This window comes from Aureisphaera sp. (assembly GCF_059726885.1).
Genome location: NZ_AP041051.1, coordinates 880,213 through 897,587, shown reverse-complemented (window position 1 = coordinate 897,587; position 17,375 = coordinate 880,213). Strand labels below are relative to the sequence as shown.

The following is a 17,375-nucleotide window of genomic DNA, read 5'->3' as shown; positions in this document are numbered from 1 at the left end:
TTCGGAACCATTTTTGCTGAATTTTAGGTATCTTTAATACACCTAAATTTTAAAAATTATGATGGGATACTATATACTGGCAGGAGCCCTGTTTCTAATAAGCAGCTATGTCAGTAATCGTTTAAAAAGTAAATTTAAGAAGTACTCCAAGATCCATTTGCGAAATGGGATGAGTGGAGCAGAAATTGCCCAAAAGATGTTGGATGATCATGGCATTCGTGATGTACAAGTAATTTCGACCAAAGGGCAATTAACAGATCATTACAATCCACAGAATAAAACCGTTAATCTCAGTGAGGTGGTTTACTCACAGCGCAATGCGGCTGCGGCTGCGGTTGCTGCTCACGAAGTGGGCCATGCAGTGCAGCATGCTACTGCTTACAGCTGGCTGGAAATGCGGAGTAAGATAGTTCCTGCCGTAGGAATTGCGAGTAAGCTATCCAATTTTGTGATTATGGCGGGGATAATTTTATCGGCAACTGGCAGTGCCTTTGGAGCTAATATTTTCCTCATCGGAATTGTGCTTTTTGCTGCAACTACTGCATTTGCCTTCATCACCCTACCGGTAGAGTTCGATGCCAGTAAGCGGGCACTGGTTTGGTTACAAAAAGAAAATATGGTAACACAGGAGGAACATGCTGGGGCAAAGGATGCATTAAAATGGGCTGCACGCACCTATGTAGTGGCAGCTTTGGGGTCCTTGGCAACCTTGCTGTACTTTATTATGATTTTTATGGGAAGGCGTTAACTGCTGGAACAGAATGGAAAAAGCCGATTCTTATGTTGAGAATCGGCTTTTTCTTTGCTATGAAACCAAGGTTTCTGAAAGTGCTCTTCAACCCGAGACATTATTAGGGTTATACCCTAAGTAATCGGCAAAGTTTTCTTTAAACGTGACACCATATTCTTCCAATTCCTTAAGTATAGGCTCGTACACTTCTTTGGAAATTGGGATTTGCACCCCTGGTGTGGTAATTTCTTTATTCAGAATGCGCAGGGCAGCCATTGCTACAGGAAGTCCAACCGTTTTTGCCATGGCAGTATAGGTTTGGTTTTCACCAATAACAACCATATTGCTATCAATCTGTTTTTTCATTCCGTTTAATTCGTACCCAAATTTGTGGTACATCACGATCATGTCCTTGTCATCTTCCTTCAGAGTCCATTTGTCCATCAATATTTTCTGAAGTGCCTTAGCAGGGGAAGCATCTTTAATGCCGATTTTCTTTTCAGCGTTAAAGAGGTCTAACTCTAACAATTTGTACCACATGAGATCATCCTGATCAATTTTTAGGGCATAGCGCGTTTTTAATTCCACAGAATCCGTAGGTGAGTAAGGAAGAAAGAGATTGATAAAATCCCTATAAGATAAATTTTCAGAATCAGGAATGGTATAACTATCATCAGTCATTCCCAATTGAACAAACATATTCCAAGCCTTACTAAATCCAACTCGACGCATGGTTCCACGGTACAAAGTAAGGATGTCCTCTAAACCATAAACACTGCGATATTTCAAGGAATTTCTATTGGCATACGCCTCAAAGCGTCCATGGCCTTCAATATCCAGGAACTCCGTTCTACGAAATAGTTTGTGGTACGGAATATACTTATACGTACCTTCTTGTATAAATTCGGCAGCACCACCTTGACCCGCTACTACAACGTTTCTCGGGTTCCATGTAAACTTATAATGCCATAGGTTGTCATCGCTTTCAGGAGCAATAAGACCACCAGTAAACGATTCGAACAGCAACATTTTTCCACCTCCGTCCCGAATACGGTCAATAACCTGCATGGCACTCATATGGTCTATCCCCGGATCAACCCCGATTTCATTCATAAAGACCAAACCTTTCGCTTTTGCCTCTTCATCCAGGGACTGCATTTCTTTGCTCACATAGGAAGCGGTAACCAAATGCTTTCCGAACGAGATACAATCCTTGGCTGCTTCAATATGAAAACGAGCTGGGAGCATGGAGATAACCAAGTCTGCCTCTTGAATTGCTTTTTGACGATCCTCCTTATTGAAAACATCTAAGTAAATCCCTTTGGCATTGGAATGCCCTTGGGTATACTTTTGTGCATTTTCTTCCGAAAGATCCCCAATGGTAACAAAGAGACTTTCCGCTTGTGATTTGTCCAGTAAGTATTTGATGAGGCTAGTGGCAGAACGGCCAGCACCGATGATAAGAATATTTCGCATCCGTAGTTATTTCGTAAATTTGTCCGTCTTCATTCGGTCGTGACGAATGTACTAAATAGCGCAATACCTATGAATAAATTCGATAAAAAAATTCTCATCATTTCCTCCTTATTGGGAGCCCTAACGGTGATCATTGGTGCATTTGGAGCACATGGGTTAAAGCAAATGGCCGACGCTCAGTCTGTTGCTAGTTTTGAAACCGGGGTGCGTTACCAAATGTATCATGTCATAGTCCTATTCGTAGTAGGCTGTGTGCCTTTTATTTCTGAGAAAGGAAAAAAATGGGTTTTTCGATTCTTTCTTCTCGGGATCCTCTTGTTCTCGGGGTCTATTTACCTTTTGGCACTCAAAGAAGTACTGCCAATTCCCTCAAAAATTTTAGGTCCCATCACGCCATTGGGAGGTGTGGCTTTTATACTGGGTTGGTTGCGACTTGCATTCGATTTCCGTACGTTAAAATCGTAAGAATTCTACATAATTTTCAGGGCTATCTCTATTAGTTTTTTTACTTTTGCCAACACAACAAAAACTAAAGTATGGTGGATAACAGCCAAACTACGAAAACGATTTCGCTTACATCTTACGGAATCAATGCCTCGAAAGTTCATTATCAACTTACCTCTAAACAACTTCACGCCGAAACATTAGCCAAAGGACAAGGAAAAGAAGCAAGTTCTGGTGCAATTGCTGTGAATACGGGTGAGTTTACGGGAAGATCTCCTCAAGATCGTTTTATCGTGAAGGATGATATCACCAAGGACCGAATTTGGTGGGGAGATATTAATATTCCTTTCGATCCGGAGAAGTTTGATGCTCTGTATGATCGTATTACCGAATATTTGAATGGGAAAGAAGTATATGCGAGGGACTGTTTTGCCTGTGCGGATCTAGATTATAGACTCAATATCCGGGTAATTAATGAGTATCCATGGAGCAATATGTTTGCTTACAATATGTTCTTGCGCCCAGACGAAGAAGAATTGGAAGGTTTCGACCCGGAATGGGTGGTTGTTAATGCACCTGGATTTATGGCAGATCCAGAACGCGATGGAACGCGTCAGCACAACTTTGCCATTCTTAACTTTACAAAAAAGGTGGCCATTATTGGTGGGACTGGATATACAGGGGAAATTAAGAAAGGGATTTTCTCTTCTTTGAATTTTATACTACCCGTTTTCAAGAATACCTTGCCTATGCATTGCTCTGCCAATGTAGGGGAAGATGGCGATACTGCTATTTTCTTTGGTTTATCCGGAACTGGAAAAACGACATTATCTGCAGACCCTAATAGAAAACTTATTGGTGATGATGAACATGGTTGGACCGCGGAAAACAGCGTATTTAATTTTGAAGGGGGATGCTATGCGAAGGCTATTGATCTTTCCGAAGAAAATGAACCAGATATTTATAGGGCTATTCGACCAGGTGCCATTTTGGAAAATGTAATTATGGACGAAAATGGAGTGGTAGATTTCAGTGATATTTCGATTACACAGAACACACGTGTGAGTTATCCCATATATCATATTGATAATATTAAAGTACCTTCGATAGGATACAATCCTAAGAATATATTTTTCCTAACTGCGGATGCTTTTGGTGTGTTACCACCGATTTCCAAATTGTCGCCAGGCCAGGCTGCGTATCACTTTATAAGTGGATATACAGCAAAGGTGGCAGGAACAGAGGCGGGAATTACAGAGCCGGTACCTAGCTTTTCGGCATGTTTTGGAGCTCCATTTATGCCATTGCATCCCACAAAATATGCAGAAATGCTAAGTGCTAAGATGCAAGAGGCGGGAGTACATGTATGGTTGGTAAATACTGGATGGACCGGAGGTCCTTATGGTGTGGGTACACGGATGAAACTAAAATACACCCGTGCCATGATCACTGCTGCCATGAATGGTTCTTTGGAAGAAGCCAATAAGGACAATTACCATATCCATTCCGTTTTTGGGGTACAACAACCAAGGACATGTCCTAATGTGCCTACTGAGGTGTTAAGTCCAAGAAAAACTTGGAACAATGACGAGGGCTACTACGAAACTGCCTTTAAATTGTCCAATTCCTTTAAGGAAAATTTCAAAAAATTCGAATCTTACGCCAATGATGAAATCATGGCGGGAGGACCCCTTAAATAACAAACCGCTTACCATAATAAATATAAAAAGCCCTGCAATTTTGCAGGGCTTTTTAATTAGGGTTGTGTTAAACGAAACTTTATTTCTTTCCGTTTACTTCCTTAATATATTTTTCTAATGCCATCGTCATTGATGGGGTTTCGGGTGTGGGTGCCTGAATATCTACGATAAGACCTTTTTCAGTGGCAGCCTTTACCGTAGTATTTCCGAATACGGCAATACGTGTGTCTTTTTGTTCAAAATCTGGGAAGTTTTCGAACAATGACTGAATACCACTAGGGCTAAAGAATACAAGAATATCGTAATATACATTGCGAAGATCACTAAGATCGCTCACAACGGTTTTATAGAACGTCGCTTGCTTCCAATCTACACTTAATTCGTTCAAAATTGCCGGAACCGTTGGTTTCAGCTTATCTGAAGAAGGCAACAGGAAGGTCTCTGTTTTGTATTTTTTTATGAGTGGTGAAAGCTCGGCAAAAGTTCGCTTTCCTACATAGATTTTACGTTTTCTATACACTACATACTTCTGAAGGTAAAAGGCAACGGCCTCGCTCTGGCAGAAATACTTCATAGTGTCTGGAACTTTAAAGCGAAGTTCTTCGGCAATTCTAAAGAAATGATCCACAGAATTCCTACTGGTAAGGATGATAGCCGTATACTGGCTTAGATCAACTTTTTGGGTACGTACCTCTTTACTGGAAACACCTTCTACATGAATAAAAGGTCTAAAATCTATCTTCACCTTTTGCCTGTCGATTAGATCGAAGTAAGGGGAATTTTCAATTTTAGGTTCCGGTTGGGAAACCAAAATAGTCTTCACTTTCATAAACAACTACATTTGTTAGTATCCTCCTTTAATCGAGTATTTTATACAAGATAATGAAGGGTGCTATTTCGAGAGCGCAAAGATACAAAATAAAATAGAAGAAATGCCTTAAAATTAGATTTGCGTTTCTTTTATAGCTGGAAATTAGGGAGATAACGAAAAGGACTACGATAGAACCTATGTAAACCCACAAAAACACTGGGTCTAGTGGGATAACGTAGAAAATCAAAACACTGAAAATTAATGCCAAAAGTGATATTAAACTGGCATAACTTAATTTCTCGTACAAATAGCTGTTCATGACCGACTCTAAATGGAAGATATGAGCTATCATTTTTTCGATAACATATTTGCCCAGAAGAAAAACGGTAACCCCCGTAAGTAATTGAATGAATAGCCAAGGATTCAATGCATTGCTGTTGGATGGACTATGACGTATTATGAGATAAATAAATAGTGAGAAAGACACTATCTGAATGGCAAAAAGAAATACATTAAAAGGATGTTTAATTTCATATCCCTTTCCTTGAAGTGCAAAATACTTGTCCGTTAAAGGTAGCATCATGAACTCGTAAAACCTTCTGGGATATAATGACCGCACCAATGCAAGTATGCCAAATAGACCCACTAAAAGGAACGTGATCCAATCCAAATGTTCTATGGTTCTTAGGCTGTAATCCAATGGGCATTTATTTATGAGCGAAAATACCGAAAATAGGGCAGTTATTTGCTATACGGATGCATGATAAAATTTTGCTAACTCCCATTATTTTTGGTCTCAATTTTTAAAAAAGGGGTACTTTTGCGTTAAAATGGGTCTTATGGCAGATGCCTTAGTGGTCATCCCTACATTCAACGAAATTGAAAACATTGAGAAATTGCTTCGCAACGTATTTTCGTTGCAAAGAACGTTTCACGTATTGATTGTAGACGATAATTCGCCGGATCTAACGGGGCTAAAAGTGAAGGAAATTCAGAAAGATTACCCCGACGCTCTTTTTTTGGAAGAGCGCAAAGGGAAATTAGGTTTGGGGACTGCTTATATTCATGGCTTTAAATGGGCTTTGGAGAGAAGTTACCAATATATTTTTGAGATGGATGCCGATTTCTCACACAACCCCAACGATCTTTTGCGACTTTATAATGCCTGTGAAAAACATGGAGCCGATGTGGCAATTGGCTCTCGTTATGTTAAAGGGGTAAATGTTGTTAACTGGCCCATGAGCAGGGTACTTCTATCATGGGGAGCTTCCAAATACGTTCGATTTGTAACGGGGATGCCCATTCATGATACCACAGCAGGATTTATTTGTTATAAGAGACAGGTTTTAGAGCAAATAGACCTTAATAAGATTAAATTTGTTGGGTACGCATTTCAGATCGAAATGAAGTTCAAGGCCTACCTAAAAAATTTCAAGATTATCGAAGTACCGGTAATTTTTACAGATAGAACGAAAGGAGAAAGTAAAATGAGCTCCGGTATAATAAGCGAAGCCATTTTTGGGGTGATTTCCATGAAGTGGAAAAGCCTTTTTAAAAGAAAGGATGTATGACGAATACAATACTGATAAAAAACGCACAAATTGTAAACGAGGGAAAAATCTTTGAAGGAGATGTACTCGTTGTCGATGATAGAATAGCTGAAATTGGAGAAAGTATTAGCGCAAAATCTGCCGATACCAAAATCATCGAAGCAGATGGTTCATACCTTATTCCAGGAATGATCGATGACCAGGTTCATTTCAGGGAACCAGGGCTAACACATAAGGCCACCATAGAAACAGAATCGAAAGCGGCAGTTGCTGGCGGGATTACTTCTTTTATTGAAATGCCTAATACCGTTCCTCAGGCGACGACTATCGAGTTGCTCGAAGATAAGTTTGCTAGGGCAGCTGAGACTTCTTGGGCGAATTACTCTTTTATGTTTGGAGGCACCAATGATAATTTGGAAGAAATACTTAAGGTGGATGAGACCAAGGTTGCAGGCCTTAAATTGTTCCTAGGATCTTCTACTGGTAATATGCTGGTAGACGACCCCGATGTATTGGAAGAAATCTTCAGCAAAACCAATTTGCTTATTTCTGTACATTGTGAGGATGAAGCCACGATAAAGAATAATTTGGAAAAGTTCAAAAGTGAGTACGGAGATGATATTCCTATTGCTTTTCACCCAGTAATTAGAAGTGAGGAAGCATGTTATTTGTCATCCTCTAAGGCGATAGAACTGGCAAAGAAAACAGGTGCGCGGTTGCATGTATTTCACCTTTCTACCGAAAAAGAAACACATTTGTTCAATAATAAAATTCCTTTATCGGAAAAAAAGATAACCGCCGAAGTTTGCATTCATCATTTATGGTTCACTAACGAGGATTATGAAGAAAAGGGAACCAAGATTAAATGGAACCCTGCGGTAAAAACACAGAAGGACAAGGATGGACTGTGGAAAGCGTTACTCGATGATAGGATAGATGTTATCGCTACAGATCATGCACCGCATACCTTAGAGGAGAAAGATAGCGTGTATACAAAGGCTCCCTCTGGTGGGCCATTGGTACAACATGCTTTGGAGGCACTTTTTGAAATGCACCATAAGGGGAAAATCTCTGTGGAGAAAATCGTGGAGAAGACGGCCCATAATCCAGCAATACTATTTCAGATTAAAGATAGGGGATACATTCGTGTAGGATATAAAGCAGATTTGGTTTTAATAGATCCAAATGCGCCTTGGCGGGTTTCAAAAGAAAACATTGCCTATAAATGCGGATGGTCACCCTTTGAAGATACTACCTTTACTTCTAGGGTAATGTGCACCCTAATCAATGGAAATATTGCATACGAAAACGGAAAGTTTCCCAACCGTACCATAGGAGAACGCCTAACGTTTAACCGAGGATGAAAAGAGCCTTTTTCATAGTCGGACTTTTAACAATGGTATCCTGTCAGGATGTAAAGAAACCAGAACCTCCGGACAATCTTATTTCCAAGGATAAGATGGTCGAAATTTTATCCGATGCTTATATAGGTAATGCCGCAAAAAGCATCAATAATAGAATGTTGCGAACCAAAGGGGTGTACCTGGATTCCGTTTTGTACAAAAAATTTGGGATTGACAGTCTTCAGTTCGCCCAGAGCAATGCCTATTATACTACCGATTTGAATACATATGCAGATATACTCACTAAAGTTGAGGAGGCTTTGGTCGTAAAAAAAGTGCTAGCAGATAGTCTTCACAATATTGAGAAAGAGGAGGTGATGCGTAAAAAAGATAGTGTAAGAAAAAGGGATAGTCTTAGGGTGAATGGCACTAAAGGGCAGCTTTCCGACCCAATTCAGGACTTAGAAGAGTAGTTTTTGCATACCCGTTTTATGGTCTCTTCCAACGGGATGAAAGAAATGTTCAATTCGTTTCTAATTTTCTCAGAACTATAGGTGGTTATGGTTGAAAGGGATTCCACCGAATTTTTATTAAGCCTTCTAGATTTTCTTAGTATAAAACTGAATAGACCATCAAGGTAACCCAACCATGTAAGTGCTCTTTTGCTCAGATATTTTTTAGGTTCTGGAAGAGAGAAACCTTGGGACAAAAGTGTCAAGAGCTTTCGATAGGTCGCATTGTGTGCAACAAGGATATAGCGTTCATTAGTAATTCGCTTGTTTGCCAATAAGATCATGGATTCCACTACATCCTTCACATCAATAAAACCGCTTCCTCCCGAAGTATAAAACTTCATTCCTTTAGAGGCTTTTGTGAAAATCCGACCGCTTCCAGAATTCCAGTTCCCCTCACCCAAAATAATACCCGGGCATACTATAACAGCATTTAACCCTTCCTGTATACCTCGCCAAACATGCATCTCTGCTCCATATTTGGAAATGGCATATACGTTGTTGTTTTCTTCTGGATTCCAATGAATTTCCTCATGAATGGGACGGTCATCCAATGTGGATCCAAGTGCGGCAACAGAGCTTACATGGCATACGTGCTCAATATTATTGGTAAGGCATAGATTAACAACATTGGCGGTTCCACGAATGTTAATGGATTTCAATAGTTGATAATCCTTTGCTCTAAAACTGATAAATGCTGCACAATGAAAAACCTGTGTAATTCCTTCGAAGGCATTTTCAAGCTTTGGAAGGTCGGTGATATCTGCTTCGACCCAATCTATAGATTCAAATAATTGGGAAGCATTATGGGCGAAATAACCGAAGATTTCTTCAACCCTTTTTAGATTACTCTGCTTGCGATGTGTGGCACGAACCCTATGTCCGTTCTGGGTTAAATGAAGCAGCAAGTGTGCTCCCACCATACCTGTTCCGCCCGTAACTAGAATCATTGGGCTAAGGTAATGTTTCTTAAGTAAATCGTTGTTTTTACTCGTATTTATTCAGCAGTCCAAAATCGAAGGGAGTCCAATAAGAAGCCTTTAGTCCACTTTCCTTAAAACCACTATTTGCCCAAGAATTGCATGTTTTTATGAATGAGTAACTTCCTATCGCCCTGTAAAAATTATCATTGTCCGAATATCCTGTACCAGGTAGTTCAATTTTGTTTCCATTGGCATCCAGATTAAAAGAAGCCAATATGAACTTATTCAATTCCTTCATTTTATTTGAGTCGATAGCAACTTCCACCCAATGGGCACGACGATACCTGTGCCTAGTTATATGCATTAAGGTAGGACTCTCCAAGAACATGGCTTTAATAGCGGTGCCGAATGTAAGGTCACCCCAAGTAGGTGTATGTAAATAGAAATTTTCGTCTCCCCACCCAAAGGCTAGGTACTTTTCATCTTCCAAGAAAACTAGGTCTTTAAGCAATGCTTCATCCATGCTTTCCCTTGGAATAACAATATCCAGATGCACACCATTTGTACTCAAAAAGATGGAACCGGTATTGCGAGCAACTTCAGGATTTTCCTTGTTAACAGTAATGGCCGACAATAACAGAGAGATCAGTACATAGCATATGGGTATTGCAATGATGAAGCCTAAGAACTTCAATATTTTTTTAAGCAGTCTCATAAGATCGAATTTACGTATGGATTAGTTCGCCGATGAAGCCACAGGAATTGTGCCAATTTAACAAGAAGTCTCTTGGTTCTGAAGGAATAAAAGTAGGCAATGAATAAGATTTCGTATCTTTAGAGGGCTATGAAAACCAGAAAAATCAGAATATGAAACTGAAAATACTCACCCTATTTTTACTTTTAATAGGATCTACGGTATGCTCACAAATCGTGAATATACCCGATGCCAACTTTAAAAATGCTTGTGTTAATTTCCTAGTGGTCGATACCGATGGAGATGGTTCCCCAGATGCCGATGTAGATACGAATGATGATGGTGAAATACAGGTGAGCGAGGCAGAAGCTGTGGAATTCTTTTTCCCGAGGAATTCGAATATAGTTTCACTTCAGGGCATTGAAGCATTTGTAAACTTAAGAACATTGAATTGTGCCCAAAATCAATTGGCTTCTTTAGACGTTACTCAAAATGTGCTCTTGGAAAATCTGGCATGTTTTTTTAACGACATACCAGAATTGGACATTTCGACCCTGACCAATCTAAAAACTTTGGATTGCGATTTCAATGAGCTTACGGAATTGGATGTTTCGTCGAATATTAATTTGGAACGATTGAATTTCCCTTTCAACCAACTATCTAATATAGATCTCTCGCAAAACATAAATTTGATCAATCTAGATGCGGAACAAAATGATTTTACCGCAATTGATATTTCCCAGAATCCGAATTTGGAAGTGCTTTCCGTAGAAAGTAACCAAATAACTTCTATGGATTTTTCGCAGAATCCCTTATTGCGTGTTGTCGACCTCCATGATAATTTAATTGTGGATATAGATATGTCTGCCAATACGACTTTAGATAAACTTTGGTGCTATGACAATGACTTGGCATCCCTTAATATTAAGAATGGTAACAATATGGCCATTTCTTTACTTAACGCAACCAATAACCCTAATTTAACCTGTATACAAGTGGACGACCCCGTTTTTGCTGCTGGACAAGGTGGTTGGAATATAGATGCCACTGCATTGTACAGTGAGGATTGTGTATTGGGAGTTAATGAATCTGAAAAATTTGAATTAGCCATCGCTCCCAATCCCGTTGCTAATAGGTTGCAAATTGAAACCAATGGTGCTTTGCGTTCTATTGCCGTGCAGATTCACGATGTGCTAGGAAGACAGGTGTACGTAAATAAAGGCGTTTATGAATATGTGGATATTTCCCATTTGAAATCGGGACTGTTTTTTTTGACTTTGACTTCAGAAAGTGGAAAGCTTACAAAACAATTTATTAAGGAGTAGCTTTTTTACATTACACTTTTCTCTTTAGGGGCATCCCACTATCTTTGCGCAAATTATAATTGCGATGCCAAAAAACTTTGTAGAAGAACTTACTTGGAGAGGTATGATTCATGACGTCATGCCAGATACTGAAGACCATCTTAATGAAATGATGAGGGCAGCCTATGTGGGGTTCGATCCTACTGCAGATTCCCTGCATATTGGAAATTTGGTGCCTATAATGCTTTTGGCACACTTTCAGCGTTGTGGTCACAAACCGATAGCGTTGGTCGGTGGAGCAACTGGAATGATTGGTGATCCCTCAGGTAAATCGGCAGAGCGCAATTTATTGGATGAGGCGACGCTAAGGCACAATCAGGAATGTGTAAGAGCACAACTTTCCCAATTTTTGGATTTTACTTCGGGAGAGGCCAACGAAGCCGTGATGGTGAACAATTATGATTGGATGAAGGAATTCAGCTTTTTGGATTTCATTAGGGATGTTGGGAAACATATCACAGTGAATTACATGATGGCCAAGGATTCGGTCAAGAATCGAATTTCCAGTGAAAATTCTGAAGGGATGTCCTTTACAGAATTTACGTATCAATTGGTGCAAGGGTATGACTTTCTTCATTTGTTCAAAGCTCAGGACTGTACCCTTCAATTTGGCGGAAGCGACCAATGGGGAAACATTACTACCGGAACGGAAATGATTCGTAGGATTGGGGGAGGTAAAGGATATGCGTTAACCTGTCCTTTAATTACCAAAAGTGATGGGAGTAAATTTGGGAAGAGCGAAGGAGGCAATGTATGGTTGGATGCCAAAAGAACCTCACCCTATAAATTCTATCAGTATTGGCTGAACTCCAGTGATGAGGATGCCGAAAAATACATTAAGATTTTTACATTTCTAGATGAAGAAACCATCAAGGGCTTAATCGAAGAGCATAAAGAAGCACCTCACGTCAGAATGTTGCAGAAACGCTTGGCTAAAGAGGTGACGATTACGGTACATGGTAATGACAATTACGACAATGCTGTAAAAGCTTCGGAAATTCTCTTTGGTAAATCTACCAGCGAAGATCTTAAATCCCTTGATTCTGAAACCTTCTTAGATGTATTCGAAGGTGTGCCTCAGGCCCAATTAACCTTGCCGGAACTGGAAAACGGACTGGATGTTATTGGTGCGTTGGCTGAAAAGACAGGCTTCCTAAAATCGAATGGTGAGGCACGAAGGGCATTAAAGGAAAATTCCATTTCGGTGAATAAAGAAAAAGTCGGGGAAGGGTACCAACTAACCCCCAAAGATCTTATCAACGGAACATTCATTCTTTTGCAACGGGGCAAAAAGAACTATTTTGTAATTCGGGTAGAATAAAAGAAAACCCCTTGCAGGTGCAAGAGGTTTTCAAACTAACTAACCAACCAATTATGAAGGATCTTAACATCCCTTTTTCATAACACTGGTTAAGTCGTAGACGTTATTCATTCCTTACAAGTCACTATAAAAAGTTTGAAACTTCCGGATATGGGATAAGCGAACTTATTAAAAGAGCAATACTGCCTTTCACTATTAAAGTAATGCTCAGTAAGGTAGCCACTACCAAAATAGCCACAGAGATATTGTTATCCTTTATAGCCTGAAATTCGTTGATTCCCCTTGTTAGAATTGAAAACAGCAGGAACACGGAAGCATTGATAATGACCGCAGCCAGAAACCCGATCAATAAATAGAGTCCTCCATATTGAATAATGGTGCCCACGTCGACAGCATCTGTTTGAGTGGTCGAAAGCCGCACCATATTGGTTATAGAAGGAATGATTTCACTTAATATAAGACCAATTGAAAGCACGATCCCCGAGGTGAAAACCGTAAAAGCGGTATTTCCATCTTTCAGATTTATGTTTTTAAAGAAAAGCCGGTGCAAAATGCTGTAGGAAACATAAATGATAACTACCGAAACCAGAATTGCCAGTATGATTTCAAAAAGTGCCAAGGTAAATAGTTTGTCGTTCATTGTTTTTTATTTACTGGTTAAGACCACATCCCAGTATGAGATATCGTTGAAATTTGAAGGGAGTGAACCCGCTTCGTAATATTTTGCGGTGGTTTCCCAAACCACGTATTTTTTTCCTCTGTATAATTTACTCAATCCCTTAGAGGGAAGGTTGATTCCTAGTATAGAGTGTCTATAATGTGAACTATTTAATATGGCCACATCGTAATTGAAATGTTTAAGCACAGAATAAATTAAAACCGTTCGGGTATCGCAGTCCCCTTTTAGATTTTGAAGGAAAGCGACAGGGTTTTGTATGCCATAGGGGACATTACCCATACAGCAGTCGGGACAATCCTCTAGGATTCTTTTTATGGAAGGTTCATACATATGAGCCTCTTGGCATTCATCCTGGAAAATGAAAGAGTAGGGTATATCCTGTATACAACTTACCACCATTTCGGCAAACTCCATTTGGTTGAGTCGCTTCTTTGAATGGATTTCCTGAAAAGTGTTCATTACCAAATCCAAATACGGGCCATCCTTTTTTTCGATGTATTCGTATAATCCTCCCCAAAAATTTCCTTTCCCCGATGGTCTGTATTGCAGTATGTGTTCCCTTAGATCGATGAAATCCCTTTCCCTTACCATAAAGTCGCCAAAATAATCATTGCCATAGTTGTCCCTCCAAATCCTATGGCTGGAATACACCGATATGGTGTCAGATTCTTCCACTAAGGTACTTAGGGCAACCCCTTCCTCTACTTTAAAGTTTGTCTCTTCCAAGTCTATTTTAAGGGTTTCCAAAAAATAGCTTCCTATGAACTTGAGGCCATAAAAAATGACACTGATCACAACTAAGTTGGTAAATATGCTTTTCCATGAAGGCCTCCCGACCAATCGCACTAACAGGAATCCTGTTACAACGAGTCCAATGATAACCGAAGGTTTGCGCGGAAGTTTAAGGACCACCTCCAGAAAAACCCACCCAAATAAGCTAAAAGCCCCAAAAAGGATGAACCAAAGACAACCATTGTTTTTTTGCTTGTTTGTGTTCATAAAGAAACCATGAGGTTACAACCGCGCACGTCACTCGTATCAAATCTACCTAAAATTTCGAAACTACCATCAGAATGATTCTTGCCTAAATCCTGTGTGGCGATGAAAGAGCATGAGTATAGGTTGGCAAGATCAATTACATTAATGCCGCCGGTTTTTCCTACTACTTGAGAAAGGGCATCTTCGGGATCCCTAGTGTAGATTCCCATCCATGGAGGGCATTCAAAAATGCCATTGCCATTGGAGTAAGCTTGGGAAAGCAATTCGGTCATGCCGTATTCACTATGAATATGAGAAACGCCGAATCCATTTTTAAGAATGGCATGTAGTTCTTCCCTCACCATTTCTTTGCGTCTACCCTTCATGCCTCCCGTTTCCATAATAACGGTATGTTCTAGGTTGAAGCTGTGGGATTCTAGAAAATCCAACAGGGCAAATGAGACCCCAATTAACAGTGTTTTCTGTCCTTTTTCTTCCAAGTTGTCAAGGGTAGCTGCCAAGGAATCAAATTCGTTTAGATAAAAACCACTTTCTGGATGCCTACTCATTTTTATCAATGCATCGGCCATATACACAAGCGAAGAACCTTCCCGCTCCAAGTAGGAGGGCAATAGTGCCAAGATTGTCCAGTTTTCGGGAGCGCCATATCTAATTTTAAAACCTTCCAAGAAGCTTTTCTCATACAAATGAGTATGGGCAACAAGATGGTGGCTGGTAGCTTTTCCTGTCGTTCCACTGCTTGTAAAAGTGATTTCTGGGGTGTTTCCTTTTGCAATCACTTTTTTGCTTTTGAAAAATTCTATAGGAAGGAAAGGTATTTTCCCTATTGAATTTACTTCTTTCGGATTCGTTTGCAGAAGGTTACAAAACCTTTGGTACACGGGAATATGTTCATACTGCCAGCGAAAAACCTCTAGGGCAGTAGTTTCGAAAATTTGTCGGGATTGTATTTCGAAAATTCTATTTTCGATCATAACGAATCTGGTGAACAAAGACAAAAGTAACCATAAAAAAAGCTTCTGCCAGCGGCAGAAGCTTTTCTGAATTATTGGAGTTAAATGATTATCTCACGATAAGCTTCTTCGTAGAAGAAATACCTTCCTGTGAAATTTTCACTAAGTACATTCCACTCGTTAGTTGAGAAATATCTAAGGTGTTGCTGTTCAATGTAGTTTCAATTACTTGCTTTCCTGAGATATCGAAAACAGTTACAGCTTTCTCACCGCTCAATTGTGAAACAATATTAATTTCGTTTTGAGCAGGATTTGGATATAAACTAAATGCGTTGGCATTACTGTCTTCAATTCCTAAGGTAGTAGAAGCGTCCTCGTTGTCCCGTGCAGTAATATAGTGTCCGCCATCATCTTCTCTTTCTGTTATAATACCAGCAATGAATACAGCAGTGGTAGGAACATCCTGCCCAATATAATTGGCATCGAAGAAAGTAGTTCGGAAGTTGAAAGATCCGTCACCATTGGTCAAAGGATATACAGTTCCTACTTCCCAGAAAGGGTTAGGTCCTGCTCCAATGTTTACCGCTGGTGTAATGTTTACATATTCAGACTCATAATCGTCAGGGTTGTTGTTTAAATCGGTGATCGATACTTCCTGCGGTGTAATCGTATTACCTGTACTAGAAGGTGCTCCGGGATCTGTAACAGGTACGAATTGCATCATTCCGTTGAAAGAACTCAAAGTACCAATGATTCCAGTGATTCCGTCACCAATAGCATACGAAGTAGTAATATTACCTGAAGTATCATCAATTAAAATAGCACCAGTGGCATCTTCGATGAACTTTTGGTTTCTGAAGTCCTGCTGAAATGTCAATAAAGCTTCACCAGTTAACGTGTACACGTTTCCTTCAACCGAACCTCTTAAGGTAGCTATATCTGCTACGTTCGATCCTGGATCGCAATCTGGAGCGTTTATCGTGTTCGTGATATTACAAAGAGTACTTGTTACACTGTAATCGAAATCTACACCTTCATTTACGCCAGAAATAATGATTTCACCAGTTGCCTGCGAAGAAGGGTCATCACCTGAAATAGTTCCTTCGGTAGAAGAGATCGTATAGGTTTCAGTTCCTCCTCCTTCAAAATTCAAAGTAGTTGTATACGTATCGGTTCCAGATGTAATCGCGTCACAAGTTACATCTACCACAAAAACGTTCAATGAGCATACTGCACCGCAGTCAATGTTATCTGCTCTTAATGTAGGTGCCCCAACACAAAAAGTATCTCCACTACCTCTTTGAATAGATTCGATATCCTTGTTTCCATTGGCATCCTCATTGTACTGAACACTTAGGCCCAATCCATTAAGCAATTCTGTATCGTCATCATCATTGGTGTCATATACAATAGCATCTACTAAGTTCGTTGAGGTCACAAGGGTACCATCAGGAAAGTTTGCAGCACTGTCTTGGTAAATAGCAATGGCATCAGCACCATTTTGAATAGTATTGTCGGCGCCTAAGGCGATATCTACTCCAGGCACTGCATCACTTCCTATGATTAGGAATCCATTACTGTCTGTAGTAAATCCATTCAAATCAACGGTGGTGTAACTAGCATCTCCATTTCCGTTGTATAATACCACAATGTAACCATCTAAACTCTGGCTTGGGTTCTGCGACAATAGCTCGATGAACTCCATAGTGTCGGTAGAAGTCTGATCGGCATCAACCTCATTGATCTTCACCACTTGGGCAAAAGTAAAACTTGCACAAAATAAGGCAAGTAAAAGGGTAATTCTTTTCATTAGTTATGATTTTAATTAGTGCTACAAAGATAGAAATAAAACCTAGGAAAAAAGTAGGGTATTGCA

17 protein-coding genes are annotated in these 17,375 nt (G+C 39.9%); 8 read left to right on the top strand and 9 right to left on the bottom strand.

The window, feature by feature from the left end; genetic code table 11:
• Nucleotides 1-58 precede the first annotated feature (58 nt).
• Nucleotides 59-748, top strand: a complete 690-nt coding sequence (locus tag AC6JAD_RS04155; protein ID WP_461302404.1) for a zinc metallopeptidase — start codon at nt 59-61, stop codon at nt 746-748.
• A gap of 87 nt (nt 749-835) precedes the next feature.
• Here AC6JAD_RS04155 and AC6JAD_RS04150 read toward each other — a convergent pair whose 3' ends face one another.
• The gene (locus AC6JAD_RS04150; RefSeq protein ID WP_461302405.1) at nt 836-2,206 is read right to left on the bottom strand and encodes a saccharopine dehydrogenase family protein; all 1,371 of its coding nucleotides are present in this window, start codon (nt 2,204-2,206) and stop codon (nt 836-838) included.
• Between the two features lie 69 nt (nt 2,207-2,275).
• On the opposite strand from AC6JAD_RS04150, the gene AC6JAD_RS04145 reads away from it, so the two are divergent.
• Together AC6JAD_RS04145 and pckA are read left to right on the top strand one after the other, a co-directional pair.
• Entirely contained in the window at nt 2,276-2,671 is a 396-nt protein-coding gene (locus AC6JAD_RS04145) for a DUF423 domain-containing protein (RefSeq protein ID WP_461302406.1), read from the top strand.
• A 71-nt stretch (nt 2,672-2,742) separates the two neighbouring features.
• The gene (gene pckA, locus AC6JAD_RS04140) at nt 2,743-4,350 is read left to right on the top strand and encodes a phosphoenolpyruvate carboxykinase (ATP) (RefSeq protein ID WP_461302407.1); all 1,608 of its coding nucleotides are present in this window, start codon (nt 2,743-2,745) and stop codon (nt 4,348-4,350) included.
• A gap of 79 nt (nt 4,351-4,429) precedes the next feature.
• Here the strand turns inward: pckA and AC6JAD_RS04135 are convergent, their stop codons facing one another.
• Together AC6JAD_RS04135 and AC6JAD_RS04130 are read right to left on the bottom strand one after the other, a co-directional pair.
• Nucleotides 4,430-5,179, bottom strand: a complete 750-nt coding sequence (locus tag AC6JAD_RS04135; protein WP_461302408.1) for a uroporphyrinogen-III synthase — start codon at nt 5,177-5,179, stop codon at nt 4,430-4,432.
• Nucleotides 5,180-5,207: 28 nt separating this feature from the next.
• Entirely contained in the window at nt 5,208-5,861 is a 654-nt protein-coding gene (locus AC6JAD_RS04130; RefSeq protein WP_461302409.1) for a DUF4271 domain-containing protein, read from the bottom strand.
• A 139-nt stretch (nt 5,862-6,000) separates the two neighbouring features.
• Between AC6JAD_RS04130 and AC6JAD_RS04125 the strand changes: the two genes are divergently transcribed.
• Genes AC6JAD_RS04125 through AC6JAD_RS04115 form a run of 3 tightly spaced genes read left to right on the top strand, consistent with a single transcriptional unit; the run spans nt 6,001 to nt 8,527 of the window.
• Nucleotides 6,001-6,732 (top strand): polyprenol monophosphomannose synthase, encoded by a 732-nt coding sequence (locus AC6JAD_RS04125; protein ID WP_461302410.1) that lies wholly within the window; start codon nt 6,001-6,003, stop codon nt 6,730-6,732.
• Entirely contained in the window at nt 6,729-8,075 is a 1,347-nt protein-coding gene (locus AC6JAD_RS04120; RefSeq protein WP_461302411.1) for a dihydroorotase, read from the top strand. The genes AC6JAD_RS04125 and AC6JAD_RS04120 overlap by 4 nt, the downstream gene beginning before the upstream one ends.
• A complete protein-coding gene (locus tag AC6JAD_RS04115; protein WP_461302412.1) occupies nt 8,072-8,527 on the top strand; it encodes a DUF4296 domain-containing protein in 456 nt (151 codons plus the stop codon). Before AC6JAD_RS04120 ends, AC6JAD_RS04115 begins: the two co-directional genes overlap by 4 nt.
• Here the strand turns inward: AC6JAD_RS04115 and AC6JAD_RS04110 are convergent.
• A complete protein-coding gene (locus tag AC6JAD_RS04110) occupies nt 8,509-9,516 on the bottom strand; it encodes an NAD-dependent epimerase/dehydratase family protein (protein ID WP_461302413.1) in 1,008 nt (335 codons plus the stop codon). The two genes, AC6JAD_RS04115 and AC6JAD_RS04110, sit on opposite strands and share 19 nt — an antisense overlap.
• Before the next feature lie 37 nt (nt 9,517-9,553).
• Complete coding sequence (locus AC6JAD_RS04105) at nt 9,554-10,204, bottom strand: DUF2459 domain-containing protein (RefSeq protein WP_461302414.1); 651 nt, start codon at nt 10,202-10,204, stop codon at nt 9,554-9,556.
• A gap of 152 nt (nt 10,205-10,356) precedes the next feature.
• On the opposite strand from AC6JAD_RS04105, the gene AC6JAD_RS04100 reads away from it, so the two are divergent.
• A complete protein-coding gene (locus AC6JAD_RS04100) occupies nt 10,357-11,508 on the top strand; it encodes a T9SS type A sorting domain-containing protein (RefSeq protein ID WP_461302415.1) in 1,152 nt (383 codons plus the stop codon).
• A 64-nt stretch (nt 11,509-11,572) separates the two neighbouring features.
• Complete coding sequence (gene tyrS, locus AC6JAD_RS04095; protein WP_461302416.1) at nt 11,573-12,868, top strand: tyrosine--tRNA ligase; 1,296 nt, start codon at nt 11,573-11,575, stop codon at nt 12,866-12,868.
• A gap of 124 nt (nt 12,869-12,992) precedes the next feature.
• Here tyrS and AC6JAD_RS04090 read toward each other — a convergent pair whose 3' ends face one another.
• The 4 genes from AC6JAD_RS04090 to AC6JAD_RS04075 form a co-directional block, all read right to left on the bottom strand.
• Nucleotides 12,993-13,508 carry a DUF350 domain-containing protein gene (locus tag AC6JAD_RS04090; RefSeq protein ID WP_461302417.1) on the bottom strand — a complete coding sequence of 172 codons (516 nt, stop codon included), beginning with the start codon at nt 13,506-13,508 and terminating at the stop codon, nt 12,993-12,995.
• 6 nt (nt 13,509-13,514) lie between these two features.
• The gene (locus AC6JAD_RS04085; RefSeq protein ID WP_461302418.1) at nt 13,515-14,546 is read right to left on the bottom strand and encodes a hypothetical protein; all 1,032 of its coding nucleotides are present in this window, start codon (nt 14,544-14,546) and stop codon (nt 13,515-13,517) included.
• A complete protein-coding gene (locus AC6JAD_RS04080; protein ID WP_461302419.1) occupies nt 14,543-15,520 on the bottom strand; it encodes a LuxE/PaaK family acyltransferase in 978 nt (325 codons plus the stop codon). Before AC6JAD_RS04080 ends, AC6JAD_RS04085 begins: the two co-directional genes overlap by 4 nt.
• An 88-nt stretch (nt 15,521-15,608) precedes the next feature.
• On the bottom strand, nt 15,609-17,309 hold the full coding sequence (locus tag AC6JAD_RS04075) for a T9SS type A sorting domain-containing protein (protein ID WP_461302420.1): 1,701 nt from the start codon (nt 17,307-17,309) through the stop codon (nt 15,609-15,611).
• Between the last annotated feature and the right edge of the window lie 66 nt (nt 17,310-17,375).